This window comes from Wolbachia endosymbiont (group A) of Lypha dubia (assembly GCF_964028575.1).
Lineage (GTDB): Bacteria > Pseudomonadota > Alphaproteobacteria > Rickettsiales > Anaplasmataceae > Wolbachia > Wolbachia pipientis.
This window is the reverse complement of the sequence record NZ_OZ034796.1, coordinates 1,182,365-1,208,137: the sequence shown is the minus strand read 5'-3', so window position 1 is coordinate 1,208,137 and position 25,773 is coordinate 1,182,365. Positions and strand designations below refer to the sequence as shown.

Sequence of the window (25,773 nt, the reverse complement as noted above, 5' to 3'; positions counted from 1 at the left end):
TACAATGTTAAGACGATGTCATTCCAGTGCTTGACACTGGAATCCAGCTTTTAATGCAACCCCTCACCAAAAATATTGTGTTTTAACATAAGGTTAGCTACTTTTATACTCACCAACTTAGTGTCCAATCTGGATCCCAGTGGGCTTTGTTGCATCGCTACTTATGAAAGGCTAACTATAGTTAGGATTATAAGCAACCTATTGAAAATCTTGTTTTTTTGCAATCAATCTGATCAAATTTAAGAATAGTAATTTGTTATTTATATTAATAAATTTAATTCTATTGAAAATAGCTAAAGCATTGAAATTCTTGAATTTTAGCCGGATTGGTAAATGGTAGTGAAATTTCTTTTACTCAAATTTAGGTATTCACTGACCGTTCTTGTTATAAATACCAGAATAATAAGCTACTGATATTCCCTATCTTTTTTATCTTTAATCCATCATAGCTAGCGATGCAACAAAGCCCACTGGAATCTCATTTACTTTTTTGTTCACTATGTGAGGAACTTGGGCCTACAAGTATATAAACATAATGGTTTCGCATAAAAAATTTAGATCCCAGTGTCACGCACTAACTGTACGAACATTGAGATATAAGAGTAATTTGTACCAAGAAAAAAGATGTCATCCCAGTGCCCAGACACTGGGATGGCTTTGTTGCATCGCTAGCTATGATGGATTAAAGATAAAAAAGATAGGGAATATCAGTAGCTTATTATTCTGGTATTTATAACAAGAACGGTCAGTGAATACCTAAATTTGAGTAAAAGAAATTTCACTACCACTCACTAATCCGGCTAAAATTCAAGAATTTCAATGCTTTAGCTATTTTCAATAGAATTAAATTTATTAATATAAATAACAAATTACTATTCTTAAATTTGATCAGATTGATTGCAAAAAAACAAGATTTTCAATAAGTTGCTTATAATCCTAATTATAGTTAGCCTTTCATAAGTAGCGATGCAACAAAGCCATTCCAGTGTCACGCGCTGGAATGACACCTACCCCATGAGAACTCTATTTTTCATACCACTCATTTATAAGTTTATTGATATCAGAATCTATAAAATCCTTTAATGGTTGCCTGATTTTTATCTCAACATTTTTAGGGATGCACCTATCTTTACATATCGCATAATTTATATGGAAGTTAAGGTCAATATACCCTTGATTTAAAAATATATTCATCTTAAAGGGAAATAATACCATACCCTCATATACGTTACTTACAAACGTCTCTCTCCCTACTTTATCTTTATGTTCCTTTGGAATAGGCCAGTGAATATTTATATCTGATGCATTACCTTTGTAACTAATAGACGTGGGAAGGCCAAAATCTCCAGGATCTTTATAATATATGTGCCAGCCTGGTTCTACTGTAACCTTTATTGCACCTTTAAGAGTGAAGCTTGCTTCATTTATCTCGCCAATAAGTAAATCAAATTTTGCAATTTCCTCGTCAGCATATAGTTGAGTGCAAGAAAAAAATAAAAACAATATTAAATATATATGTATTTTCATTAAGGTAAATTTCTCCTTTTATAGAGAAAGTAATTTAGATTTTAATTATTATATTTAATAGTATTATATAGATTATTTATTAATATAGCATTATGCTATAGCTAAACTGACTTACGACAATCTGAAAAACGACAAATTCGTCATTCCGCTACTTGTTAGCGGAATCTATGCCGAGATACCGCGAATGAATCCACAACTGTACGAACATTGTGATTTTGGCCCATAAGGAGGGTGTCATCCCAGTGCTTGACACTGGGATGGCTTTGTTGCATCACACTTTATGAGATGGTGATTTATGGTAAATTCATGTAACTATCTCAAATTTAGCCATACCAATATCAGTGAATTTATTAAGCAAATAGCATTTGATTAGCAGTTCTTTTTCTCGATTTATCTCAGATTTATTCCTAAAACTAAATCCGAATATTTGCTTTAATCTTGAGAAAAACCCTTCAATATAAGATCTTTTCCCATAATTTACTTCTTTTTTCCATTCTTTCATGCCATCTTCACCGTATAATTTTATTAACCTAATAGCAGCATTCCTGTCAGACATATAATCTATTTCTGGATGTTCTGCCGCATTGTTTATTGGTGGAATTTTTGTCTTTATATCATATTCGTTACACAACTTATAAAACTTGTGCCTATCACATGCTCTATCTGCATATAGTGCTTTTATGGCATGCTGAAAATCAACTTCTTTTAGCAAATCACAAGCTCCATAGTGATCAGCCGTTACTGTATTTTACAGCTATGGCTTTTTTGTTGTTTATATTCAACATTACGTGCAATTTTCTCGTTTGCTCATAGCCACGATATTTTCTGTCAGTGCTATTTTCCTTGCTGTGTGTTGTTGTATATACTAATTCCTGTACTGTCTATAGCAATTTCGATATCTTCCATATTATTTTTATCAATTCTGCAATCATTTATCTTAATATTAAGTTTCTTAAACCTTCTTGATGCTTGTGAATAGCTGATAACTGCCAAATCTCTTCCTATTTGTTGCAAATACCCTTTTATAAACCCGACTGTTTGTCTTAAACCAATTCTAAAGAAACTGACGATTATATGCACCAAAATCACAACTTTATCACTATAAATATAGTTGCCGCCCTGCATTTTTGGACAATTCTCGTACCAATTTTCTATGGCGTCATTGATATAACAAAAAATGCTTCCTCTTTCTTGGAGAAATTTGTTATATTCATGGCAGTTACTGACTCTCATTTTTTGTGGCATATTTTTTCTTCAACAGTTAAATGGCTATTTATAATGAATTTTGTCAGTAACTGCCAGTTCTTTTCACTTGAGCGATGCAACAAAGCCCACTGGGATCCAGGAATTTTATTAAGTTGGCAAGCATAAAAATAGCTGTTTTTTGTTAAAATACAATGTTTTGATGATTATGGAAATGCTGGATTCCAGTGTCAAGCACTGGAATGACATCACAGGGGCACTGGAATTTTTGTTTCAATATTTGTACATTAGCCATGCATCTGAACAGATACTGTAAATTAGCTATATTACATTAGCCCATCAGATGAGTTGTAATGGTTATAATTGTCTGATAAGTGATCTCTAACATCGTGACCTAACTCATTGGCATCAGGCTTAACTTCGTGATCTAACTCATTAGCATCGAGCTTAAACAAAGAAGGATTATCATAAGATTGTTGATTAGACTCTTTCTCTTTCGACCCAAATAACCATGAAAAGAGTGATGAGATAGAATCAATAATGGATTTAATTGCTGAAAAAATATTGGATAAGAAATTACTGGGTTGCTGAGTATCCTCTTCGGCTGATTCTGGTTCAGGCTCTTTTCCTGCTGTGTCATCCACATCTTGTTCAGGCTTACTTCTGCTTATGAGTGTCTTATCTAACCATTTGGACATATTCTTGTCTGGATTATGAAAATACATTTTCTCTATGTCCTTGTTTTCATCAACAAAAATTACTACAGTTGCATTCTGACTTAATGACCCTTCATTTAATCTATAACGTTCACTAACGAGCGATTCATGAGAGTTCTTTATATCTTGAATCAATCGAAGTTTTTCTTCTTCTACTAAAAGGTAACCTCTGTGTTGTATAGCATAATTGGTCCCTTTGTACTTAAATTGCAACATTCCTGTAACCTCTGTGTAGTCATCACCTTTTTGTTCTTCTTCTGGCTCTGGATTCGTGCGGTTTTCATTTACCTCTTCTTCAGACTTACTTCTGCTTATAAGTGTCTTATCTAGCTGTTTGAATATATTTTTGTCGGAGTTTCGAAAATACATTCGACTTATCTCCTTATTTTCATCAACGTGAATCGATAAAACTGTATTCTCATTCCCCAATCCATCACATTCACTAACGAGCGATTCATGAGAGTTCTTAATGTCTTTGATAAATTGAAATTTTTCTTCTTCTGAAAAGTACTTGCATCTTACGTTATAAGTGGTGCCTTTGTATTTAAAACTAAATATCCATCCATGGTCTTTATATTCATCTACTAGTTCATGAATATTCTTGACATTTTGTATAGCTTTAAATTTTTCATCTTCTGAAAAGTCCTTGTATCTTACGTTATAAGTGGTGCCTTTGTATTTAAAACTAAATATCCATCCATGGTCTTCATATTCATCTAGTCCAGAATTCTTGACACGTTGTATAATTTGAAATTTTTCATCTTCTGAAAGGTCCTTGAGGTATATACTACCAGTTGTATCTTTATATTTAAATTTAAACATCCATCCATGATCTTCATATTCATCTACTAGTTCACGAATATTCTTGACATTTTGTATAGCTTTAAATTTTTCTTCTTCTGAAAGGTTCTTGTGATATTTATAAAGTGTACCTTTATATTTAAATTTAAACATCCATCCATGGCCTTCATATTCATCTACACCCATCTGCTTGCAAATAGCTTTATAATTTTTTTCTTCTACCTCTCGTCCAATGACATTCGCTATGAGTTCAGTATCCAGAATATTCAAAGTTTGGACTGTTGCCGATGGTGAAAAACGCAATTGAAATATGTGGCCTAGCTCATGACCTAGAACAAAATCCATGGCACTTTGCTTATATGTCAGAATATTCTGACAATCTGTTACTCCTCGTGTAATATATCCTGGACCACCATCTTCATCTATGCCGAGAAGATTGTTATACTTTGTATAATCGCTTCTATTATTAAAAATGTGAACCGTTATATTGTAACTTGCATTACTATTTTTCAAGCAAAACTTTTCTTTAAATGCTTCATAGGCAGTTTTAATGTCTGTTTCTATTTGGTTTTGTTCCTGCTCAGATAAGTTGTCGTATTTTATAGTACAATTTATATACCCGTATTTAACGGTAAAGCTGTTAGACAAAACATCATGTATATTTGTGGAAAAATAATTGAACTGCTTTGACTCAGCTTCCTTATACAATTGATGCCCATATTTATCCCTAGAATACTTTGGTAGTTTAGGTACTTTGGCAATTAAGTTTTTGTTACTATCAAAAAAAGAAATATCAGAATTACCAATCCTAAAATCCTTTATAGATTGCCCGCAAGTGCCATCATTTGCACAATCATGATTATCTTTCTTATTAAACCATGCGTTGGTGTATTTTTCCATTTTGATACCTCACTACCAAACCTTACTATATTATTATCTTGGTAAAAATCATAATAATTCGTTAACTTGTATTTTAAATCTGTATCAAATGTGCTTTTCTCGTAAGGTATCAATTGTGAAGTAATTAACTTTATTTGTTTAAAATTTTGCTAAAATAGCTCTTTTTATACTATGTTTTATATAGCTAAACTGACTTAGATTTACTGACAATTTGAAAAACAAAAATTCGTCATTCCGCTACTATAGTATTTTCTAAAACGAATGATAAACGTCTAAAATGGTATTACCAACTAAAAGGTGTAAGTTTGTACATTGATGCATTAGAGGTCTGAGGCGACTTTTGATGGTGTGCCAACAATGCTCTATCGGATTTAGATCTTACTATTACCCACAAATATAAATGTTTGTTGCATAGCTCTTAATGGCATAACTTTTGCTTGAAATAACTGTTTATATGGTGCAATTTACAGCTTTTAGTTGCTAAAATTATAACTCTTAGTTTAATAATTTTAATCTAATAAGCTTTCAGGTTAATAAAATTAAATTATTTGAGTAAATACAATACTATGTTTTTATTTGTGGGTAATAGTAAGGCTTAAAGCAAAATGTAGTACGAACGGTAGGTGGATCTAAAAGATCGAATTACAATCCTGTATACAGCATTTTGCATTATTGTTTGATTATATTTATAGGTACAAAAATGGCTAGAATAATTTTCATGGGAGTAGATGTTTCCAAGGAAGCATTGGACATCTCAATTAATGGCAAGCATAAGCGCATAGCAAACGTGAGTGATGCTATATCTAAGTTTATAGAAACAAATATAGTCGATTTACCCATCAAGTTATGTGTAAGCTGGTGGCTATGAAAAGCTCATTATAAAATTGTTGCAAGATAACTGTCCATAAAGCTCACCCGAATCGGGTATATGCATTTGCCAAAGCTTGCAATCATTTTGCAAAAACTGACAAGTTAGATGCTAAATTACTGGAAAAATACGCTGAATTTGTCAGTAAAGACGGTGAAGTAAAAGGATGTATAATTTCACAAAAGCAAGAGGAATTAAAGGAGCTGGGGGCAGTTGAGCGTAATTTAAATGATGCAATTCATGCAAACAAGTGTCGCCTGCAAAGTGCGACGGGAAAAGCTAGAGAATACATAGAAAGACAGATAGGGTTTGCTGAAAAACAATTGAAAGAAATTAGGCAAGACATAGAAGACGCAATAGCTGAATTGAAAGGAAAAAATGAGCTTTTAATCAGCTATAAAGGTATTGGATCAAAGACGGCGAGCGTTCTACTGACAGAGGTGCCTGAGCTTGGTAGATTAGAGAATAGAGAAATTGCATGCTTAGTTGGAGTTGCACCTAAAACTAGTGAAAGTGGAAGAAAAGTTGGCAAAGCTCAAATCAAAGGAGGCAGGTTTTATGCAAGGAAAGCACTATACATGTCAGCTCTTGTTGCTATGCGCCACAACAGAAAAATGAAAGCGTTTTATCAGCGTTTGGTTGATTCTGGCAAAGCTGCTAAGGTTGCATTAGTTGCTGTCATGAGAAAAATTATCGTTTGTTTAAATGCCATGATAAAAAATAACAACTTTTATCTTGACTCTTAAGACGGTAGATGACAGACCATTGATTGTATGGGTTCCATCTGTTATATATAATCTTTTTGAATACGAAGAAAACTGATGAATGAGTATGATATTACGGTTATAGGTAGCGGTCCTGGTGGTTATATAGCGGCAATTAGGGCGGCACAGCTTGGGTTTAAAACTGCAATTGTGGAAAAAGAAAAAAATTTAGGCGGTATATGCTTAAATTGGGGATGTATACCAACAAAATCACTGCTTAGAGCATCTGAGGTTTATAGGCTAATAAAAAGATCAAAAGAGTTTGGTATAGAAGTAAAGGGAGCGAATTTTGATATACAATCAATAGTGAAATACTCAAGAAACGTTGTTGATAAATTGTCAAGCGGTGTTGCATATTTGATGAAAAAAAATAATATCAAAGTTCATCAAGGTTTTGGTAAACTTGCAGGCAATGGTACTATAAAAGTCGTTAGCGATAAGGAAGAACAAGAAATTGTTTCCAAGCATATCATTTTAGCAACAGGCGTGAGGGCACGGAATCTGCCTGGAATAGAGGCAGATGGAGATTTAATATGGAATGCGCAGCACGCTATGACTCCAGAGAGATTACCAAAATCGCTACTAATTATAGGGTCTGGTGCAATTGGAATAGAATTTGCAAGTTTTTATAGTACTTTGGGTGTTGATGTAACAATCATAGAGATAAAGAGCACTATTTTGCCGCTGGAGGATAAGGACATTTCAGATTTAGCACAAGAAATATTCACAAAACAGGGGATAGAAATATATACAAGCAGTAGCGTAAAAGCTCTTACTAAAAGTAAAGACTCTGCTCAAGTGCTACTAAGTAGTGGTGAGAGCAAAGAATTTGAGAGGGTGATTGTTGCGGTTGGAATTCAAGCAAATATTGAAAATATAGGTTTAGAAAATACAAAAATTAAATTAAGCCCTTCTGGCTTTATTGAAACGAATGAATGGTATGAAACTAGTGAATCAAATGTGTATGCAATAGGTGATGTAGCTGGCCCACCATGTTTAGCACATAAAGCGAGCCATGAAGCCGTGATCTGCATTGAAAAGATTGCTGGTAAAAATGCTCATGCGTTAAAAAAAGAATGCATACCAAATTGCACTTATTCTCATCCACAAATAGCGAGCATCGGCCTTACTGAGGAACAGGCAATAAAAGGTGGGTATGATATAAAAATAGGAAAATTTCACTCTAACTTTAATGGTAAGTCTGTTGCACTCAGTGAAACTGAAGGGTTAGTGAAAACGATTATAGATAAAAAAACCGGAGAAATTCTGGGTAGCCACATGATAGGTGCAGAAGTAACGGAGTTAATTAGCAATTTTGCTCTTGCAAAGCAACTAGAAGGAACAGACTTCGACATAAAATCTACGATTTTTCCTCATCCAACCATTTCAGAGATGATACATGAATCAGTGCTTGCTGCAGATGTTAAATAGTTGAACTAACGTTCCATCGTTTTAGAGTTGTCAATGTCTTGAGTAGTAGTTTGATTAGGCACTTTAGTTTCAATAGATTGATTACCACCAGCATCAGAATTCTGTAACTCTTCTTTCAATCCCTTAGCTGCTTCTTTAACTTCAAGCTTTGCCTTTGGATGAAGATCTTCTGGGCCTTTTCCTTTAGTATCCAAACCTTGTTGTAGATTAGTGCTTTTCATTTTATTATGCTGCTCGTGCTCAGGTAGGTCAACGACCGAATTGAAAAGAATTTTTATTATATTTTTTAGCAGTTCTAAAAAACCTCCGCTTCTGCCTTCTCTTTGTTCTTGAGGTTTATTTTTCTCATTAGGTTCTTTTTTACTATTAATTTTAGGCATTTTTAACTCAACTATCATAACGCTTAATAAAATTCTACGTGCAAATTGTTAAATAACAGTTAACAATCTAGGATTTATTATTTACAGATGGATATTATTTTAGCAACAGGTGGCACAGGCGGACACATTTTTCCAGCTATAACTTTAGCAAGAGCACTAAAGGCACAAGGATATAGTTGCATAGTATTTACTGATAAAAAAACAAATAAAAATACTGACGTGGGAAACTACACCTTGCCATTATGTAAACCAAGCAGCAACAAATTTAAGTTTTTCCTTTTCTTGATATACAGCTCTATGTTAGCACTGTATCAAGTAAGAAAATTAAAACCAAAATCGGTCATTGGTTTTGGTAGCTATGCTTCTTTTCCAACTCTTCTTGCAGCAAGAGTTCTTTCTATACCTATAATTTTACATGAACAAAACACAGTTTTAGGGAGAGTAAATAGATTCTTTTTCAAGAGTGCAAAATTAATTGCAACCAGCTTTCCGGAGACTAAATATGCAGAGGGCAATAAATGTATTTTTACAGGAAATTTTGTTGATATAAAAGCACAGAGCCATTCTAGCACTGAGAAAATCCTAAATATATTGGTCATAGCAGGCAGCCAAGGTGCAAATTTTTTTGATGATGTAGTAAGCAGCGTAATTTGTGATTTACCTATTAAAATGAAAAAGAAAATTAGAGTGACGCAGCAATGTACGAAGAAAAATGTAAACAAGGTCAAAAGTCTATACAAAAGTGAAAAGATCGATTGTGAATTGAGTGAATTTTTTGATGATATGGAGAATAGACTGGCCAATGCTCACTTGGTAATTAGCAGAGCAGGAGCAACTTCAATAGCAGAGATCACTCTTGCTAGGCGTTCTGCTATATATATTCCTTACCCTTACTCAAAAGATAATCACCAATTTTATAACGCAAAATATATTGAAGACTCGAGAGCAGCTATAATAGTTAAGCAGAATAGTGAAGCAAAAAAAAATCTAACAGAGGTACTATTTGATCTATTAAATAATTCTCAAAAATTGCGTGATATGACCAATAGTACAGAAAAAACAGGGATAAAGAATGGGACTACTGAGTTTGTTAAGGTGATTGTTCACAGGTTTAGTTGATGGCTGCTTGCTTTTTCTTCAAACACGTCCCAAAGATCCTTTTCTAGCGATATATTATACAATTTATTGATATAAACTACTCCCGTGGGTGAAGTTGTGTTAATTTCGAGCAGGAAGTCATCTATAATATCAATACCAACAAATATTAGCCCTCTTTTCTTTAATTCAGGACCAATTTTGTTACATATTTCATTGTTTCTATCGTTCATTTGAGCGGGCTCAAAACTTGCTCCAAGTCGCATGTTTGTTCTGATCTCTCCACTGATTTTTGGAATTCGTTTCATTACACCAATTGGTTGGCCATAAAGTAGCAATATTCTTTTATCTTTATCTATGTTTTTACAAAATGATTGTGCAATCACAGGGCATTCGTATTTTGCTATCATGAGATCCACTACTACTTGAATACTATTCTCATCTTGTATTCTTATCACATCGTTTCCTCCATAACTATACAATGGCTTCAGAATAATATCTTGATAGTTGTAGTAGAAATCTCTAATCATTGATATATTTTCAGTAATCAAAGTTGGCGGAATTAGCTCTGGAAATAATGAAGTTATCAATTTTTCAGGACAATTTCTTATTTCTGTTGGATTGTTAATTACCAATGCGCTGGTTTTTTCTAAGATATATGTTGTTGTAATATAACGCATATCAAAGGGTGGATCCTGTCTGATAAATATGATGTCCATTTCATTCAAGTTGATTGCTACATCCTCTTTAGAGATAAAACTAAAATCATCAACGCTGACTTTCTGAGCCAGAGCAATTGGATGGTTTAGCTTTAGTGCTAAATTGTTAGGAGCATAGACAAAAACTTCGTGCTTCCTCCTTTGTGCTTCCTTTATTAGCACGAATGTAGTGTCAGTTTCAAAATTTATATTTTCATCCATCTGAAAGGCAACTTTCATTTATGTTCTCTACCTATTGTCACAATTGTACAAATGTTATAATTTGAAAGCGATTTTTGCCTAATGGCGTAATTTACTGTACCTATATCGTACATAACTTACAACTTGTTTTACTCCCTTTACTTTTCTTGCAATTGCTATTACAGCTTTTAATTCCGCTTTATTTTGGGCTATACCCATCAAATAAACAACTCTATCAACCGTATTAACGCTATAATTAATTGACTTAATATTTCTTTTTCCCAGGAGTCTTGTTCTTATTTCCGCTGTTATCATGCCATCTACAGTGGTGTCTAGCATGGAAGCCATTTGAATTGGTATTACTCTTATTTCATTTATCACTTCTTTAATTTCTTTTTGCTGCCAAGCTATTTTTTCTGCTGTAAGTTGTTTTTCAGGAGTGTCAACACTTCCAATGAGCAATACTCTTCCTTCACTTACTTTAACCTTTATGGATGAAAATAGCCCATGTTTTAAGAGCCCCTTATTAATTCTGATGACCATAGTCGTATCATCAATGATATTTCCCAAGGATTTGTCCTGCATTGTTATTGCTGTTGCTGTCGCTGTAGCCACCACACCACCTATTATAAGGGTTGTGCAACCACTTTGTGTAATCAAAAAAATTGCGAGTAAGAAGCTTGTTATTAATCTCATTATTGATTTTCAGGGTTTAGAGCTTTCATTAAGAAATGTTAATAAGCTTTTTTGATTGTGTAAATACCATAAATTAAGTAAGACTTTAAACCTTGAATATTTTTAATGGAATACCTATAATAGGGTACTGAAAATTTCTTGCGGATATGGCGGAATTGGTAGACGTGCCAGGTTTAGGTCCTGGTGAGCTTGCTCGTGGGGGTTCAAGTCCCTCTATCCGCACTTTAAAGTCATGTAACTTAGGTTTTAAGGGAAAATTTATAATCACTAAATACACTTTTGTTTGTGTAAAAACCTGTTCTTAAGGATTGTGTTTAACTTAAATTCTGGTAAAATGACTCTATTAAGATATGAATTAAAATGTTAATAAATGAATTATGATGTCTAATAATATACCTCAAAATACAGTCGAAGTAAGTAGCGTATATACCTACAAAGAGCTTAGTATAGATAAACTAAAGTATGAGTATGAAATCACAGTTGGTAGTGATTATATAAAACAAAAGGTAAATTCCAGGTTGCAAGAGATAGCAGAAAATGCAAAATCACCTGGATTTAGGGCTGGAAAGATGCCCTATGACCTTGTTGTTGCAAATTATAAAAACGAGGCTTTGGAATATGTGATAAATAATACAATTGATTATTGCTCAAGTGATTTGATGAAAAAAATTGAAGTCAAGTCTCACATTTATCCTAAGGTTGATGTTATATCATTACCAGATCTGGGCAAAGAAAATGAGGAGGGCAATTTTGTATACAAGCTATCTTTTGAGTCGATGCCTGAAGTACCGATGATAGATCTTGACAAAATAAACTTAAAGAAAATTGAAGCAAAGATTGAAGAGGAAGATATAAAAGAATTTATTGATTCTATCAAAACAAAGTTCCCCAATTTTGCCTCTGTTGATGATGCTTCTTATCAAGCGAAAGATGGGGATAAATTGATAATTGATTTTGAAGGGCGGATTAGGAATAAGCTCTTTCAAGGTGGAAGTAGCAAAGATTTTGCCGTTAATTTAGGGTCTGGCACATTTATTAATGGTTTTGAAGATCAATTAACTGGTATGAAAAAGGGAGAAACAAAGAACTTTAAGTTGAAATTTCCTGAAAATTACCAAGCCATTTCCCTTGCAGGACAGGAAGCTGATTTTTCTGTGCGAGTTAATGAGATTCAAATTGCCAAAGATTTTGAAAATGATGATGAAATAGCTAAGAGTATTGGGTTTAAAGATTATTCTTTGCTAATAAATCATGCAAAAAAAATGATTGGTGATCAGTGCACCGAAATGAGAAATCTCTTAATTAAAAAGGAGCTGTTTGATTATTTGGATGCTAATTATAGTTTTGATTTACCCACAGACATAGTAAAACAGGAGCAACAAAGAATGGAAGGAGAATTGGGTGCTCAAAATGATTCTCGTAAAGAAGCTGAAAAACGTGTAAAGCTTGCTATGTTATTTATGAAATTTAGTGCAGAACATAAAATATCATTAACTCAAAATGATGTTTTGAGTGTTATTGTAAATCAATATGTCAGTAAAGATGTGCAATTTGACAGAGTACTTAAGCATTTTGAATCAAATAAACAATTTCAAGAATTAGTTAGAGGGCAAGCGCTTGAGTATAAAGTGACAGATTATATAATAGAAAAAGTTAGTAAAGAAGAGGAGATTGTTTCTGTGAAAGAATTAAAGGAATTATTTGATAATATTTAATAGGAAAAGGTATGACTCTTATACCAATTGTAGTTGAACAAACTAGTCGCGGTGAGCGCGCTTATGACATATATTCAAGACTAGTGAAAGAAAGAATAATTTTTGTAACAGGTCCTATTGAAGACAATATGGCCAGTGTAATAGTAGCACAGCTTTTATTTTTAGAATCGGAAAATCCCGATAAAGACATTTGTATGTACATCAACTCACCAGGTGGTGTTGTAACTGCTGGTTTGTCGATCTACGATACAATGCAGTATATAAACCCAGACGTTTCAACTTTATGTATAGGTCAAGCTGCGTCTATGGGTTCTTTATTGCTTGCAGCTGGTACAAAAGGTAAGCGCTACTCTCTACCTCATTCAAGAATTATGATACATCAGCCATCTGGTGGTTATCATGGTCAAGCAACTGATATAGAAATACATGCTAATGAAATTTTGCGGGTTAAGAAAAAACTAAATCAAATTTATGAAAAACATACTGGAAATTCACTGAAGAAAATTGAAGGAATGATGGAAAGAGATAAATTCATGGATCCTGAAGAAGCAAGGAAAATTGGCTTAATTGACAGGGTGATAGCTGAGCGTACAGATATTGAAATTGAAAATATTAAAGTTAAACAAAAGGTGGGTTAATGGATAACAATAATGATTTACACTACTGTTCTTTTTGCAACAAGGCGCAAGATGAAGTAGATAAATTGATTACTAACTCTTCGGATGGTTTAAAGGTGTTTATTTGTAATGAGTGCATAGAATTATCCCATAAAGCAATAAGTCAAAAGAAAGATAGATCTTTTAATTCAGATCGTATATCTGATATGAAGCTATTACTAAAGAAACCTGAGGATATAAAAAACTTTCTCAGCAAGCATGTTGTAGGTCAAGAACACGCGCAACACGTTTTATCTGTAGCTATGTATAACCATTGTCAATCCATGGTACAATTTCATGCTATAAGTGATATTGAAATCGAGAAGTCAAATATAATGCTTATTGGTCCCACTGGTTCTGGTAAGACTTTGCTAGCCAAAACACTTGCTAAAGTTTCAGATGTGCCATTTGCTATGGCTGATGCGACAACTTTAACTGAGGCAGGTTATGTGGGTGATGATGTAGAAAGCGTGTTGTCGCGTTTATTACAAGCTGCAAATTATGACGTTGTAAAAGCACAGCGTGGTATAGTGTTTATAGATGAAATAGACAAGATTACAAGAAAATCTGAAAGCACTTCAATAACCCGTGACGTTTCAGGTGAAGGGGTCCAGCAAGCTCTGCTTAAGATTATGGAGGGTACAGTTGCTTATGTTCCGCCACAAGGAGGGCGAAAACACCCACAACAAGAGTTTATACAAGTGGATACTAGTAACATACTGTTTATTTGTGGAGGAGCTTTTGAAGGCCTCGATAAAATTATTGAAGCGAGAAAAAAGGGAACGTCAGTTGGCTTTGGAGCAGATATAAGTCAGTCTAAAGAGCAAAAGAAAAAGAATGCTTTACATGATGTTCAACCTGAAGATTTAATCAAATTCGGTTTAATACCCGAATTTGTAGGGCGGGTTCCAATAACTGCTGTTTTAGATGAGCTGGATCATGAAGATTTAATACATGTGTTGACAGAGCCAAGGAATGCACTAATAAAACAGTACAAAGCATTGCTTGCATTTAGCAAAGTAAACCTTGAGTTTTCAGATGAAGCAATATCAGCTATTGCTAAAAAGGCTATAAGCTACAAAACAGGTGCAAGAATGTTACGTGCTATCTTGGAGTCACTTTTGCTTGACATTATGTATACATCTGGAAACGGAGGCTTTGAAGGTAGCACTATAGTAATCACTAAGAAAATGGTAGAATTAGGAAAAGCAACGGTTAATCATAATAACAATGGCAATGTTATAACGGTTAATGATTAATTTGAGGCATATATTATGAACATTGAACGTGCTGTAAGCTCTAGTTTTACTGCATTGCCAGTATTACCTTTAAGAGATGTAGTAATTTTTCCAAATATAATGGTGCCTTTATTCATAGGCAGAGAAAAATCTGTTAATGCACTAGAGTATGCAATAAGTAGTAGTAATCACCAAAATGAGATTTTTCTTGTAGCACAGAAAGATGGCTCTGTTGATAATCCAGAGCCTGAAGATCTTTATGAAGTAGGTGTGTTAGCAAGCATTGTACAACCGTTAATAAAATTACCTGACAATGCAGTAAAAGTTATAATCCGGGGGATAAGAAGGGGAAGAGTTGTAGAATATATTAGCTCTCATACTTTATTACAAGCCAGGGTAGAGTTAGACAGTCATTATAAAGAAGATGAAGACAATATTGACTTAGAAGCTTTAAGGCGATCTGTTGTAGACGCGTTCGATAGCTGGTGTAAGCTAAACAAGAAAAATCAGCCCGAGGTTGCCATTAACTCCATTGATCAAATCAAAGAAGTTGATCAACTTGTAGACACGGTAGCTTCACATTTAAATATAAAAGTATCAGATAAACAAAGCATACTTGAGGCTTATGACCCAGAAGAGCGTTTAAAAAAAGCTTTTGCTTTTATTGAGAGAGAAATGAGTATTTTGAACGCACAAAACCGTTTATATAAGACAATTAAATCGCAAGTTGAAAGCACTCAGAAAGTTTACTACCTTAACGAGCAATTGAAAGCTATACAGAAAGAATTAGGCGAATTTGAGAATGGTGATGAAGGGAATATACTCAATGAATTTGAAAAAAAGATAAATGAAACAAAGCTTTCTCAGGAAGCAAGAGAGAAAGCTATAACTGATTTGAAGAGATACAAGAAAATGAATCCCATTTCTCCTGAAGCTACAGTTATATCTAGTTACTTGCATTGGTTGCTTGAGTTGCCATGGGGAAAGTACAAAGATGCAAAAATTAACTTAAATGCAGCTAAGAAAATCTTAGATGAAAATCATTATGGCATAGAGAAAGTAAAAGATAGAATAATAGAATTTTTAGCGGTATTAAAAAGAGTAAAAGAGATAAAAGGTCCTATACTTTGCTTAGTTGGACCGCCAGGTGTTGGTAAAACTTCTTTAGCTAAGTCTATGGCAAGAGCAGTAGGAAGAGATTTTGTTCGCATAGCTCTTGGTGGTGTGCGTGATGAGTCTGAGATACGAGGGCATAGGAAAACTTATATTGGCTCAATGCCTGGTAAAATCATTCAACACATGAAAAAAGCTAATTCATGCAACCCGCTTTTTCTGCTTGATGAAATAGATAAGATGGGTTCTGATTCGCGTGGCGATCCTGCGTCTGCATTACTTGAGGTTTTAGATACTGAGCACAATAAACACTTTACGGATCATTACTTGGAAGTTGAGTTTGATCTTTCAAGTGTAATGTTTGTAGCTACGGCAAACAGCTTAAATTTACCACATCCTTTGCGTGATAGGATGGAAATTATACAATTGTCCGGGTATACTGAAGATGAAAAAATCAGTATTGCTACACACCACCTTATTCCGAAGTTAAAGAAGGAGCATGGTTTGTATCAGAAGGAATGGGACATAACTAATGAGGCGTTATACGAGTTGATACGTTTATATACACGTGAAAGTGGTGTGCGGAGTATGGAAAGGGAGCTTGCAAAGCTCATGAGAAAGGCAGTTAAAGAAATATTGACTGATAAAAATAAGAAAATATCCGTAGGGGTTGACAATTTACAAGATTATTTAGGGGTGCGTAAATATACCTTTGGCATTGCGGAAAATGAGAGTTTAGTAGGAATAGTAACTGGGCTCGCCTATACTGAAACAGGTGGTGATATTTTGATGATAGAATCAGTCCTAATTCCGGGCAAGGGAGAAATAAAATACACAGGAAAGCTTGGAGAGGTTATGCAAGAATCTATAAAAGCTGCGTATAGTTATATTCGATCAAATTGTTTGTTTTTTGGTATAAAGCCCGAAAAATTCCAAAATAATGATATACATTTACATGTACCTGAGGGTGCAGTACCAAAAGATGGCCCTTCTGCTGGCGGCGCGGTATGTACGTCTATTGTTTCTCTTATGACGAATATACCAGTTAACAAAAATGTTGCTATGACAGGCGAAGTGACATTGCGTGGTAGAGTTTTAGCTATTGGGGGCTTAAGAGAAAAATTGCTTGCAGCGCTCAGAGGATCAATCAAAACTGTGATTATACCAAGTGAAAATGAGAAAGATATGCAAGAGATTCCGGCAAGCATCAAAGAGGGGATCAACGTAGTTTTTGCTAAGAATATTGATGAAGTTATGAAAGTTGCTTTAATGCACCCTACTACTCCAATTGATGGTGATGATAATCAAAATAGTGTGCCTTCCTCTATAGAAAGTAAAGATGATACTTTTCCTATGTCGGAAACATTGAAGCATTAGATTAAAAAAATATTATCAATCTCCATTTCTCTTTTATCCGGCAAAAACCCACCAACTTGTGTGTCCCATAAGGATATGACTTGCTTTGTTGTTATGTCATTCATATTTTTTACTTATTCTATCTCCCAGTTTTATTCAAGTAGATGATATATTATAATAGTCCTTTTCATGGAAACCTTTTCTGGTAGATTGCTTTCTAGAAAAACCTTGGTCAAGGTGCCAACTGTGGTTTATAATAATATAAATTATATCATAGTTGATTTGCGTTTATCAGAGCTGAGGTATGTTTTATCTTACAAATTTTTTGCCTATTTTACTGTTCCTATTTCTTTTTGTAGGAAGTGGTATATATTTTACTATTCTTGGCGTGTCAAATGCTTTTTATCAGTTATCTCCACTGGTAGCCATTGTTCCTGCCATAGCTCTGGGTTGGGTTTTATACAAGGGCAATACTGAAGAAAAAATGTATGCCTTTCTAGATGGGGTAAGAGATCGTAATATTATCACTATGTGCATCATTTTTTTACTTGCAGGTGCATTCAGTGAAGTAACTAAAGCAATCGGTAGTGCTGATGCCACAGTTAATTTGGCTCTTTCATTTATATCAACACGATTTTTACTCATAGGATTATTTTTTGTAGCAGCTTTCATCTCCACTGCTATTGGTACATCAATGGGCACCATTGCAACAATTGCTCCTATTGCAGTTGAACTGACACAAGCTGGGATTTCTCCTTCCTTAGGAGTGGCAACCGTTGTAGGAGGAGCAATGTTTGGTGACAATTTATCTATTATCTCTGATACTACAATTGCATCTGTGATGTCTCAAAAGGCTGATATAAAGAAAAAATTAAAACTGAATGCAAAAGTGGCACTAATTGCTTCTATATTCACAATAATTATATTATTTTATAGCTCAAGCAATAGTGCTGCTATTTCAGTTAAGGAGTATTCTTTATTGCTTGTGGCTCCTTACATCATACTTATATTGCTTGCAAACTTTGGAATCAATAGACTTCTTTCAAAATTCATGTAGGGAGCTCAAAATTGTGAATTGCAGCAATCAAATTAAACCTTAAACCAAAACGTTTTCGTCGGTTTCTATACCTGTCCGAGATGATTTTAAACCTTTTCAATAAGCCAATTACGTTTTCAACAATTGCCCTTTGGCTCATAAGTGCTCTGTTCTCTTTTTTTTGTTCTTTGCTTAACGGATTCTTTTTCGTTTTCATGTGCGGTAATACAACATTTTTGTGTATCTTCTGCATTCCCCTGTAGCCGGCATCAGCTAAGATTTTAGTTTGCGGCAATACTGCTACCTTTGATTCTCTAAACATCCGAAAATCGTGTTTTCTACCATTCGAGAAAGATGTGCATATGACTTTTTTACTCTTCCTCTCTGTTACTATTTGTGTTTTTATAGTATGCCTTTTTTTCTTTCCAGAGTAGAAGGGCTTTTGCTTTTTTTTGGTCTCTCTACTGGCGTTTCAGTTCCATCTATTACTAAAACTTCATATTCTACATCACTCTTTAATAGCTCTTTTTTTCCTGGTAATGCAAAATCTGGATGTTTTATTAATATGTCTTCTACCCATCTTATTATTTTAAAACTGTTACTTTCACTCATGCCATAGCTTTGCCCAATATGAAAATATGTACGATATTCTCTTATATATTCCAGTGCCATAAGTAGCCTTTCTTCTATGCAAAGTTTACTTTTTCTTCCACTTCTAGCTTTTTTTCTTTTATCCTCCACTTCTAGAATTTCTACCATTTGCTCAAATGTTGCTTTTTTTACCCCTGTTAAACGTCGAAACTTTTCTCCTTCTAACTTTTCTATTTCCTTATATTTCATGCTTTCAAATACTTCATCTTACACTCCCTCTAACAATTTTGAAAGAAGTCTAATGTATTTACGGCATTGGTTTTAAGCATAACTTTTGCTGGAATTATTGGATTTATAAATAACAACAATCATGGTTTATTGTTTTTAAGCCAAAACATCACCAAAGGGTTTATGAGTATGCATGAAATTATGCTACTGTCATTGATGGTTGGCGGACTTTCAGGACTAGTAGGTAAAAATTCTAAGGAGCTTGCAGATAAACTTTCATCTTGGGTTATGATACAACGTGGTGGACAAAAAACTGCGCAATTATTTATTGCAAAAATAGTCAGTATATTTGATATTTTACTTGCAAATAATACCATCGCTATAATTTTTAGCGGTGAAATTGCTAGAGATATTGCTAAGAAATATGAAATACCGCCTCACTATAGTGCAGCATGGCTAGGCATATTTTCTTGTGTATTTCAAGGATTAATACCGTATGGCGCTCAATTGCTTTTGGCTAGCACTATTGCTGGAGTTTCACCTTTGGCAGTCATGCCACACGTATACTATTGCTATGTTTTAGGTATTATTGCAGTGTTATATATTGTATTGAACAAAATTGAGAAAAAAGATTGTGCTTAATATACAAGACAACGCTCCGCTCTGTAGAAAATGGATGTTCTTGGCAGTATGTGCTCTTGCTTGCTCTGGGTTACTGTCAATAATTGTTATTTTTCTACGATTGCCTTTTATCTCCTCTCTTGTTCCTTCTGCACAATATATTTTTGATAATGCGCTGGTAATACACGTGAACTTGTCAATTTTGGTGTGGATGTGCTCTATAATATCTCTGCTCTTTATCATAAACCTACAAAATACCAACAGTTGGTTTAACTTTTCATGGGTTCTATCAACCCTTTCGATGCTGCTCATGTTTGTATCTGCATTTGTTCCAAACACTGAAGTTATCAAAAGTAACTATATTCCCGTGTTACAAAACAAATTATTTTTACTTGGACTCAGTTTATTTATTGCCAGCATATTAATAAATGCGGTTCTTGCATATATGTCAAATAAGCAAGCCTCATACCTCTGCGTGGGACAAATTGGACTGGTTATTATACTTGTATCGTCATTTCTTTGCTTTGTTTTAGCATATAATAATATGCCTCCAGGTCTATATCACTCAGATAAGAATTTGTTTTACGAATATCTCTTTTGGGGAGGCGGACATTTATTGCAGTTTGCTTTTACTCAAGGAATGTTTTTAGTCTATTTAATAATGCTAAGTTCCAATGATATTAGTTTAGCTTCAAACAATAAAATTACTATTTTACCACTATTTATAAACACGATTTTAGCTGTAGGCGCACCGTTTGTATATTTTGTTTATCCAGTTGATAGTGCCAAGTTAATACAGTTTTTTACTTGGCATATGAGGATTGCTGGAGCAGTTTTGCCGTGCTTTTTGATAATATTAGTGTGCTACAACATCAGAACTTTTATTAATGATAAAAGCAACTATTTATTACATTCATTTTTGTTGTTCACTTATGGAGATGTGCTCGGAGTGTTGACTATTGAAGGTAATGTCACGATTCCTGCTCATTATCACGGTTCTGTAGTTGGGATCACTATAGCTTTTATGAATTTCATTTATTGGCTGTTACCCAAATTAAACTTTAAAGAGATAAAAGGTTCCATGGTAAGATTACAGATTTATGCCTACAGTGTAGGGCATTTTCTCCATATTACTGGCCTTGTTTGGCTTGGTGGGTATGGTGCTTTAAGGAAGGTTGCAGATCTGCCAAGTATTTCATCAATGTTAGCACGCACGTGCTTCATTATAGGTGGCGCTATATCAGTTGTTGGTGGAATGTTGTTCGTAATAATTGTGCTTTTACATCTGTTAAAAGGCAAAGCGCGTACCAACTGACCCATAGAAACAAAAAAAACTTCCTTGACAAATTCCCCCAGCGCCCTTATCATGAAACTGAAGCTATTTATTTATCTTCTCTGTACAGATTAAATGACAAAAAAACTCACGTATCTGGCGTCCCATGTTTAATTTTTTGCACTATGTGCACCTTATGTCTTTATAAAATTTCTAGGTTTTTACCTAATATAAGCTGAAATGCGCTTATAAAGCATTTAAAACATCAAAAAACGCCGATTTAAAAAATCGATAGTGAATAACTAGCTACCCTAGGGTTTCTTTTGCCTTTTTTTCTGTTTAGTAAATTTCTTAATGTTTATAATTTAGATTAGTTGCGGCTTAAAAGCAACTAAATCGCGGTTATTAAGCGTTTAGAATAAAAAAACGCCATACTTGAAAGTATAATGTAAGTAATTAGCCAACCACGGGGCTTCTTTTGCCTTTTTTTTCATTTGGTAAATTTTTTAATATTTATACGGAAGGTAGCGCGTGACGCTGGAACCCCAAAAAAAGGATGATGTCATTCCAGTGCTCCTTTTTTTGTCATCCGAGTAGCTGACACTGTCCTCCTTTGTCATCCCAGTGCCCAGACACTGGGATCCAGCATTTCACGCAATCCCATCAAGAACGTTGTATTTTACATAACACTTTTATGCTTACCAACTTAATAAAATTCCTGGATCCCAGTGTCAGCTACTCGGATGACAAAAAAAGGAGCACTGGGATGACAGGAGAGGGAGGCTACTCGGATGACACCATTCTTTTTCCTGGATCCAAATAGTCAAGGCACTGGAATGACAAAAAAAGGAGGCACTGGAACGACAAAGTGGAGTGTCTGCTTCTGTCATCCTATGATAGCTAAAAAGACCTGGTCACGCGCTGGAATGACACCGAAGGGGCTACTGCCCTCTTGGATGGAGACCAGTGTCAGCTACTTAGATGATACCTTTTTTCTACTTAGTTTAGGTTATGCAGAAGTCTAATACAATTATAGAACAAGCTTAAAAATTCTGGTAAAGTAGTTTTATTTACAAAGAAAGAATATGCTACTTGAAATTGAAAAGCGCAGCATAACAAATGCATTGTGGAAGTTGCAAGAAGCAGATCAAAGGCAAATCTTAACTCTTACACAGAGATTTGAGTTACCAGAAATATTAGCAAGAATATTGGTTACTCGTGGTGTTAACATAGAAAATGCAAGCGACTTCTTATATCCACTAATCAGATCGCTATTACCAGATCCCTTTCACCTTCTTGATATGGATAAAGCTGTTTCTCGTATAATACGGGCAATAAAAAATGATGAAAACCTTGCAATATTTGGTGACTATGATGTTGATGGTGCAACGTCGTCAGCATTGATTAACAGGTACCTGAGAGCAATCGATATACACTCTATAATCTACATTCCAGATCGTGTTGATGAGGGTTATGGATTAAACACAGATGCTTTATTACAACTTAAAAAGAATGGAATTGATTTATGTATTTCCGTTGATTGTGGTACGCTTGCATATCAACCAATAGAAGATGCAAAGGCTTTTGGTCTTGATATTATAGTTGTTGACCATCACCTTGGTACGGAAAAATTACCAAGCGCCGTAGCAATTGTGAATCCAAACCGCCTTGATGAGAGCTCTCCTTATAATAACCTAGCAGCAGTTGGAGTGTCATTTCTGCTAATTGTTGCTCTTAATAAAAGCCTACGTGAGCAAGGATTTTTTACCAACAAAAAAGAACCAGATTTATTTGATCTGTTGGATTTGGTTGCCCTGGGAACTGTCTGTGATGTTATGCAGATCACAGGCCTCAATAGAGCACTTGTCTCACAAGGATTAAAAGTTATGTCAACAAGAAAAAACGTTGGCTTGCGTGTTTTATTTGATGCTTTGGGAATCCTTGAAAAACCAAGTGTTTCTCGATTAGGGTTTAGTATTGGGCCATGCATAAATGCTGGAGGAAGAATTGGAGAAGCATCGCTTGGTGCAAGGTTGCTTTCCACCGATGATGATGAAGAGGCACATTCAATCGCGCTAAAATTAATAGATTTGAATAATGCAAGAAAAGTGTTAGAAAATGAGGCTCTCTTGGAAGCTACAGCACAAGCGGAAAAGTCTGCCCAATCAGGTGCGAATTTTATAATGATAAGTGGCAATTGGCACCAGGGAATAATTGGTATAATTGCATCAAGGCTAAAGGAGCAGTTTCACTTGCCAACAGTAGTGATATCTTTAAATAATGGAATAGGAAAAGCAAGCTGTAGATCAATTTTGGGAGTTGATATCGGTGCTGCAGTCCTTTCCGCAAAGTTTATAAATTTGATTATTGAAGGTGGTGGCCATAGTATGGCGGCAGGATTTTCAATTAAAGAAGACAAAATAAATGATTTGCATGATTTTTTTACTGAAAGATTTTCAAACTCTATAAATGAGAAAACTTTAAAAGCTGATAGTATAGTAACTGCTAAAGCAATAAATTTGTCTTTATGGAATCAATTGCAACGCTTGGGACCACTTGGAGTTGGAAATCCTGAACCAAGGTTTATTATCCAAGGAGCAAAGATAAGAAAGCCTGAAGTTATAGGAGTTGACCATATAAAATGTTTTATTGCTGATGATAATGTTATGGTAAGAGCTATTGCATTTCGTTCTGCAAATACTCATCTTGGCTCTGCTATCATGCAGGGTAATGTTAAAGCTATTTTGGGTAAAATCTCTATGAATTACTGGAATGGCAATGAATTTGTACAATTTTTAATAGAAGATGTATTGACCATTAGTTGAGTGTATCTGTTCAGCAGAGTGGCAAAATAGGTAGACAAGATAAACCAAAAAATCGAGAAAAAGTGAGTTTACAACAACTGGTGTCATGAAATTATCTGACACTGATTTCCATCCAAGAGGGTGTCATCCCAGTGCTCCTATAATGTCATCCCAGTGCGTGACACTGGGATGACACCCTACTTAACCGTCATACCGCGATTCATTCGCGGTATCTCTTAGCCGCTAACAAGTAGCGGGATGACGAGCTTATCGTCATGCCACTGCGAACCGTCATACCGCCGCGAACCGTCATACCGCGATTCATTCGCGGTATCTCTAGATCCCGCTAACAAGCAGCGGTATGACGAGCTTATCGTCACGCCGCCACGAACCGTCATACCGCCGCGGCGCTAACAAGAGATCCCGCTAACAAGCAGCGGGATGACGGTTGTCGTTTAGCCATAAACATTAAAAAATTTACCAAATGAAAAAAAAGGCAAAAGAAACCCTAGTCATTGTCTATTTTCAGTATTGGCGTTTTTAAGTCTTAAACACTGCAATTTAGCTGCTTTTGAATGCAACTAACCTACGCTGCAAATGTTTAAGAAATTTACTAAGCAGAAAAAAAGGCAAAAGAAACCCCGTGTTAGCTAGTTGTCACTCTCTAATCCTGCAAATTGGCGTACTATACTGTCTTAAACGACTTATAAGCGCGTTTCAGCTTATATAGGTAAAAACCCAGAAATGTTGTGAAGACATAAGGTGCACATAGTGCAAAAAATTAAAAATAAGACGCCAACTACGTTGTTTTCTTGCTGTTTAATCTGCACAGATGAAGATAACTGAATACCTTCAATACCATGATAAGGGGGCTGGCGGAGTTTGTCAAGCAAGTTTTTCGTTTCTATATGCGCTACCTTAAGACTTCAACGTCTTAACGCACCTAACTCCATCTGCATATAAATTTGCATGGCTCTTTCCAGTATTAAGCAATGCAAATCCAATGTTGTCTACACTAGAGCGCAGTTCCCCTATTTCCTCATTGTTTTCATTTGTCACTTTAGTGCCAATATCTGGAAGTGCGTTATCCCCCTCAACAAGGTAAAGTTTTCTTCTGAATATTTCTTGTCTGCTCATTCGATTTACAACTTCCTGACCTATATAACACCCCTTATTAAAGCTTATACCGTTTACTTTATCGATTAAAAATTGCAGCGGAAACGATGAATTCTGCACCATATCTTTCGCTCCATCTGGAACGAGATTTTGAATTCTGACTTTTTCATACTGAGTAAAATCCCCAACCGGCTCTTTTATTTCATCTTTATGTATGATCCTCATTCCTAGCAGCTTGTGCCTTGGATCTTGAAAAATAACTTGTGACTTACCACTACACTCCGCCAATTTAGTATTAAACAAAACTCCAACCTTATATAGTGCGCTAACGTCTTTAATTTTCACTTTCAAATAAGTTTTAAGCAAATCCAGTTTCTCGATTATTTGCTGCAAGTGCATGTTTTCGCACTCCAAGAGGGTGTATTTACCATATTCAATAAGAAAAAAATCATATAGATATTTTCCCTGAGGGCTAAGCAATAAAGAGTAAATGGCTTTTTGGCTATCCAACTTATTAATATCATTGGTTATAATACCCTGCAGAAAATCTCTAGTGTCAGGCCCATATAGCACTATCACACCACGACTTAAAAATGGTATATAACTCATGAAATCTCTATAAATAAATCTAAATTTTATTATATAACATTAGGCTCTTTTAGAAACTGCTTTTGGCGTGCATATTTTATAATGGCGTGCATATTTTACAAGCTCCAGCCCTTGAAATCTAACTTACGAGTATATAT

Annotated in this window: 23 protein-coding genes and 1 tRNA gene; 15 read left to right on the top strand and 9 right to left on the bottom strand. The window is 34.8% G+C overall.

Features of this window, described 5'->3' with window-relative positions; all coding sequences use genetic code 11:
* Window positions 1–1,023: 1,023 nt before the first annotated feature.
* The 4 genes from ABWU72_RS06080 to ABWU72_RS06065 all read right to left on the bottom strand — a co-directional run bounded on the left by ABWU72_RS06080 (window position 1,024) and on the right by ABWU72_RS06065 (window position 5,147).
* On the bottom strand, window positions 1,024–1,527 hold the full coding sequence (locus ABWU72_RS06080) for a protein-disulfide reductase DsbD domain-containing protein (RefSeq protein WP_155968372.1): 504 nt from the start codon (window positions 1,525–1,527) through the stop codon (window positions 1,024–1,026).
* A gap of 304 nt (window positions 1,528–1,831) precedes the next feature.
* Window positions 1,832–2,239 (bottom strand): transposase, encoded by a 408-nt coding sequence (locus ABWU72_RS06075; RefSeq protein ID WP_174516160.1) that lies wholly within the window; start codon window positions 2,237–2,239, stop codon window positions 1,832–1,834.
* A 122-nt stretch (window positions 2,240–2,361) separates the two neighbouring features.
* Window positions 2,362–2,772 carry a transposase gene (locus tag ABWU72_RS06070; RefSeq protein ID WP_151807722.1) on the bottom strand — a complete coding sequence of 137 codons (411 nt, stop codon included), beginning with the start codon at window positions 2,770–2,772 and terminating at the stop codon, window positions 2,362–2,364.
* A 284-nt stretch (window positions 2,773–3,056) separates the two neighbouring features.
* Window positions 3,057–5,147, bottom strand: a complete 2,091-nt coding sequence (locus ABWU72_RS06065; protein WP_353283974.1) for a hypothetical protein — start codon at window positions 5,145–5,147, stop codon at window positions 3,057–3,059.
* Between the two features lie 700 nt (window positions 5,148–5,847).
* On the opposite strand from ABWU72_RS06065, the gene ABWU72_RS06060 reads away from it, so the two are divergent.
* The 3 genes from ABWU72_RS06060 to lpdA all read left to right on the top strand — a co-directional run bounded on the left by ABWU72_RS06060 (window position 5,848) and on the right by lpdA (window position 8,210).
* Window positions 5,848–6,015 carry a hypothetical protein gene (locus ABWU72_RS06060; protein ID WP_155968863.1) on the top strand — a complete coding sequence of 56 codons (168 nt, stop codon included), beginning with the start codon at window positions 5,848–5,850 and terminating at the stop codon, window positions 6,013–6,015.
* Window positions 6,016–6,338: 323 nt separating this feature from the next.
* Window positions 6,339–6,761: an IS110 family transposase gene (locus ABWU72_RS06055; RefSeq protein WP_049973639.1), complete on the top strand. Its 423-nt coding sequence runs from the start codon at window positions 6,339–6,341 to the stop codon at window positions 6,759–6,761.
* 75 nt (window positions 6,762–6,836) lie between these two features.
* Entirely contained in the window at window positions 6,837–8,210 is a 1,374-nt protein-coding gene (lpdA, locus tag ABWU72_RS06050; RefSeq protein WP_151807945.1) for a dihydrolipoyl dehydrogenase, read from the top strand.
* Between the two features lie 5 nt (window positions 8,211–8,215).
* On the opposite strand, the gene ABWU72_RS06045 is transcribed toward lpdA, so the two are convergent.
* Entirely contained in the window at window positions 8,216–8,608 is a 393-nt protein-coding gene (locus ABWU72_RS06045) for a hypothetical protein (protein WP_353283973.1), read from the bottom strand.
* A 69-nt stretch (window positions 8,609–8,677) separates the two neighbouring features.
* Between ABWU72_RS06045 and murG the strand changes: the two genes are divergently transcribed.
* Window positions 8,678–9,709: an undecaprenyldiphospho-muramoylpentapeptide beta-N-acetylglucosaminyltransferase gene (gene murG, locus ABWU72_RS06040; RefSeq protein ID WP_155968867.1), complete on the top strand. Its 1,032-nt coding sequence runs from the start codon at window positions 8,678–8,680 to the stop codon at window positions 9,707–9,709.
* On the opposite strand, the gene gshB is transcribed toward murG, so the two are convergent.
* Complete coding sequence (gshB, locus tag ABWU72_RS06035) at window positions 9,694–10,623, bottom strand: glutathione synthase (protein ID WP_007549071.1); 930 nt, start codon at window positions 10,621–10,623, stop codon at window positions 9,694–9,696. The genes murG and gshB overlap by 16 nt on opposite strands.
* A gap of 60 nt (window positions 10,624–10,683) precedes the next feature.
* Entirely contained in the window at window positions 10,684–11,280 is a 597-nt protein-coding gene (locus ABWU72_RS06030; RefSeq protein WP_006279461.1) for a BON domain-containing protein, read from the bottom strand.
* A gap of 140 nt (window positions 11,281–11,420) precedes the next feature.
* Here ABWU72_RS06030 and ABWU72_RS06025 point away from each other — a divergent pair.
* From ABWU72_RS06025 to ABWU72_RS06000, 6 genes are all read left to right on the top strand, one after another.
* Window positions 11,421–11,502 (top strand) — tRNA-Leu (locus tag ABWU72_RS06025).
* 158 nt (window positions 11,503–11,660) lie between these two features.
* Window positions 11,661–12,995, top strand: coding sequence for a trigger factor (tig, locus tag ABWU72_RS06020; protein WP_353283972.1), 1,335 nt, complete (start codon window positions 11,661–11,663; stop codon window positions 12,993–12,995).
* An 11-nt stretch (window positions 12,996–13,006) separates the two neighbouring features.
* On the top strand, window positions 13,007–13,633 hold the full coding sequence (gene clpP / locus ABWU72_RS06015; protein ID WP_006280254.1) for an ATP-dependent Clp endopeptidase proteolytic subunit ClpP: 627 nt from the start codon (window positions 13,007–13,009) through the stop codon (window positions 13,631–13,633).
* Window positions 13,633–14,910 (top strand): ATP-dependent Clp protease ATP-binding subunit ClpX, encoded by a 1,278-nt coding sequence (gene clpX / locus ABWU72_RS06010; protein WP_006279985.1) that lies wholly within the window; start codon window positions 13,633–13,635, stop codon window positions 14,908–14,910. Before clpP ends, clpX begins: the two co-directional genes overlap by 1 nt.
* Window positions 14,911–14,925: 15 nt before the next feature.
* The gene (gene lon, locus ABWU72_RS06005) at window positions 14,926–17,379 is read left to right on the top strand and encodes an endopeptidase La (protein WP_155968871.1); all 2,454 of its coding nucleotides are present in this window, start codon (window positions 14,926–14,928) and stop codon (window positions 17,377–17,379) included.
* A gap of 283 nt (window positions 17,380–17,662) precedes the next feature.
* On the top strand, window positions 17,663–18,415 hold the full coding sequence (locus ABWU72_RS06000; protein WP_353283971.1) for a Na+/H+ antiporter NhaC family protein: 753 nt from the start codon (window positions 17,663–17,665) through the stop codon (window positions 18,413–18,415).
* Here ABWU72_RS06000 and ABWU72_RS05995 read toward each other — a convergent pair.
* A protein-coding gene (locus ABWU72_RS05995) for an IS5 family transposase (RefSeq protein WP_236515026.1) occupies window positions 18,408–19,234 on the bottom strand; the annotation gives its coding sequence in 2 pieces (ribosomal slippage) (window positions 18,408–18,847 and window positions 18,847–19,234; 828 coding nt in all). The genes ABWU72_RS06000 and ABWU72_RS05995 overlap by 8 nt on opposite strands.
* Before the next feature lie 66 nt (window positions 19,235–19,300).
* Here ABWU72_RS05995 and ABWU72_RS05990 point away from each other — a divergent pair.
* From ABWU72_RS05990 to recJ, 5 genes are all read left to right on the top strand, one after another.
* Entirely contained in the window at window positions 19,301–19,855 is a 555-nt protein-coding gene (locus ABWU72_RS05990; protein ID WP_353283970.1) for a Na+/H+ antiporter NhaC family protein, read from the top strand.
* Window positions 19,856–19,889: 34 nt separating this feature from the next.
* Window positions 19,890–21,149: a cbb3-type cytochrome c oxidase subunit I gene (locus ABWU72_RS05985; protein WP_196770144.1), complete on the top strand. Its 1,260-nt coding sequence runs from the start codon at window positions 19,890–19,892 to the stop codon at window positions 21,147–21,149.
* A 571-nt stretch (window positions 21,150–21,720) separates the two neighbouring features.
* Window positions 21,721–21,930: a hypothetical protein gene (locus tag ABWU72_RS05980; RefSeq protein WP_213863577.1), complete on the top strand. Its 210-nt coding sequence runs from the start codon at window positions 21,721–21,723 to the stop codon at window positions 21,928–21,930.
* The gene (locus ABWU72_RS05975; protein WP_010962507.1) at window positions 21,899–22,132 is read left to right on the top strand and encodes a hypothetical protein; all 234 of its coding nucleotides are present in this window, start codon (window positions 21,899–21,901) and stop codon (window positions 22,130–22,132) included. Before ABWU72_RS05980 ends, ABWU72_RS05975 begins: the two co-directional genes overlap by 32 nt.
* A gap of 60 nt (window positions 22,133–22,192) precedes the next feature.
* Window positions 22,193–23,932: a single-stranded-DNA-specific exonuclease RecJ gene (gene recJ / locus ABWU72_RS05970; protein WP_353283969.1), complete on the top strand. Its 1,740-nt coding sequence runs from the start codon at window positions 22,193–22,195 to the stop codon at window positions 23,930–23,932.
* 897 nt (window positions 23,933–24,829) lie between these two features.
* Here the strand turns inward: recJ and ABWU72_RS05965 are convergent.
* Window positions 24,830–25,636 carry a YgfZ/GcvT domain-containing protein gene (locus ABWU72_RS05965; protein WP_155968877.1) on the bottom strand — a complete coding sequence of 269 codons (807 nt, stop codon included), beginning with the start codon at window positions 25,634–25,636 and terminating at the stop codon, window positions 24,830–24,832.
* Between the last annotated feature and the right edge of the window lie 137 nt (window positions 25,637–25,773).

Coding starts and splice junctions, on each gene's coding strand:
- ABWU72_RS06080 (WP_155968372.1), bottom strand. CDS start 1,527: ATGAAAATACATATATATTTAATATTGTTTTTATTTTTTTCTTGCACT.
- ABWU72_RS06070 (WP_151807722.1), bottom strand. CDS start 2,772: ATGCCACAAAAAATGAGAGTCAGTAACTGCCATGAATATAACAAATTT.
- ABWU72_RS06065 (WP_353283974.1), bottom strand. CDS start 5,147: ATGGAAAAATACACCAACGCATGGTTTAATAAGAAAGATAATCATGAT.
- ABWU72_RS06060 (WP_155968863.1), top strand. CDS start 5,848: ATGGCTAGAATAATTTTCATGGGAGTAGATGTTTCCAAGGAAGCATTG.
- lpdA (WP_151807945.1), top strand. CDS start 6,837: ATGAATGAGTATGATATTACGGTTATAGGTAGCGGTCCTGGTGGTTAT.
- ABWU72_RS06045 (WP_353283973.1), bottom strand. CDS start 8,608: ATGATAGTTGAGTTAAAAATGCCTAAAATTAATAGTAAAAAAGAACCT.
- murG (WP_155968867.1), top strand. CDS start 8,678: ATGGATATTATTTTAGCAACAGGTGGCACAGGCGGACACATTTTTCCA.
- gshB (WP_007549071.1), bottom strand. CDS start 10,623: ATGAAAGTTGCCTTTCAGATGGATGAAAATATAAATTTTGAAACTGAC.
- ABWU72_RS06030 (WP_006279461.1), bottom strand. CDS start 11,280: ATGAGATTAATAACAAGCTTCTTACTCGCAATTTTTTTGATTACACAA.
- tig (WP_353283972.1), top strand. CDS start 11,661: ATGTCTAATAATATACCTCAAAATACAGTCGAAGTAAGTAGCGTATAT.
- clpP (WP_006280254.1), top strand. CDS start 13,007: ATGACTCTTATACCAATTGTAGTTGAACAAACTAGTCGCGGTGAGCGC.
- clpX (WP_006279985.1), top strand. CDS start 13,633: ATGGATAACAATAATGATTTACACTACTGTTCTTTTTGCAACAAGGCG.
- lon (WP_155968871.1), top strand. CDS start 14,926: ATGAACATTGAACGTGCTGTAAGCTCTAGTTTTACTGCATTGCCAGTA.
- ABWU72_RS06000 (WP_353283971.1), top strand. CDS start 17,663: ATGTTTTATCTTACAAATTTTTTGCCTATTTTACTGTTCCTATTTCTT.
- ABWU72_RS05985 (WP_196770144.1), top strand. CDS start 19,890: ATGTTCTTGGCAGTATGTGCTCTTGCTTGCTCTGGGTTACTGTCAATA.
- ABWU72_RS05975 (WP_010962507.1), top strand. CDS start 21,899: ATGACACCATTCTTTTTCCTGGATCCAAATAGTCAAGGCACTGGAATG.
- recJ (WP_353283969.1), top strand. CDS start 22,193: ATGCTACTTGAAATTGAAAAGCGCAGCATAACAAATGCATTGTGGAAG.
- ABWU72_RS05965 (WP_155968877.1), bottom strand. CDS start 25,636: ATGAGTTATATACCATTTTTAAGTCGTGGTGTGATAGTGCTATATGGG.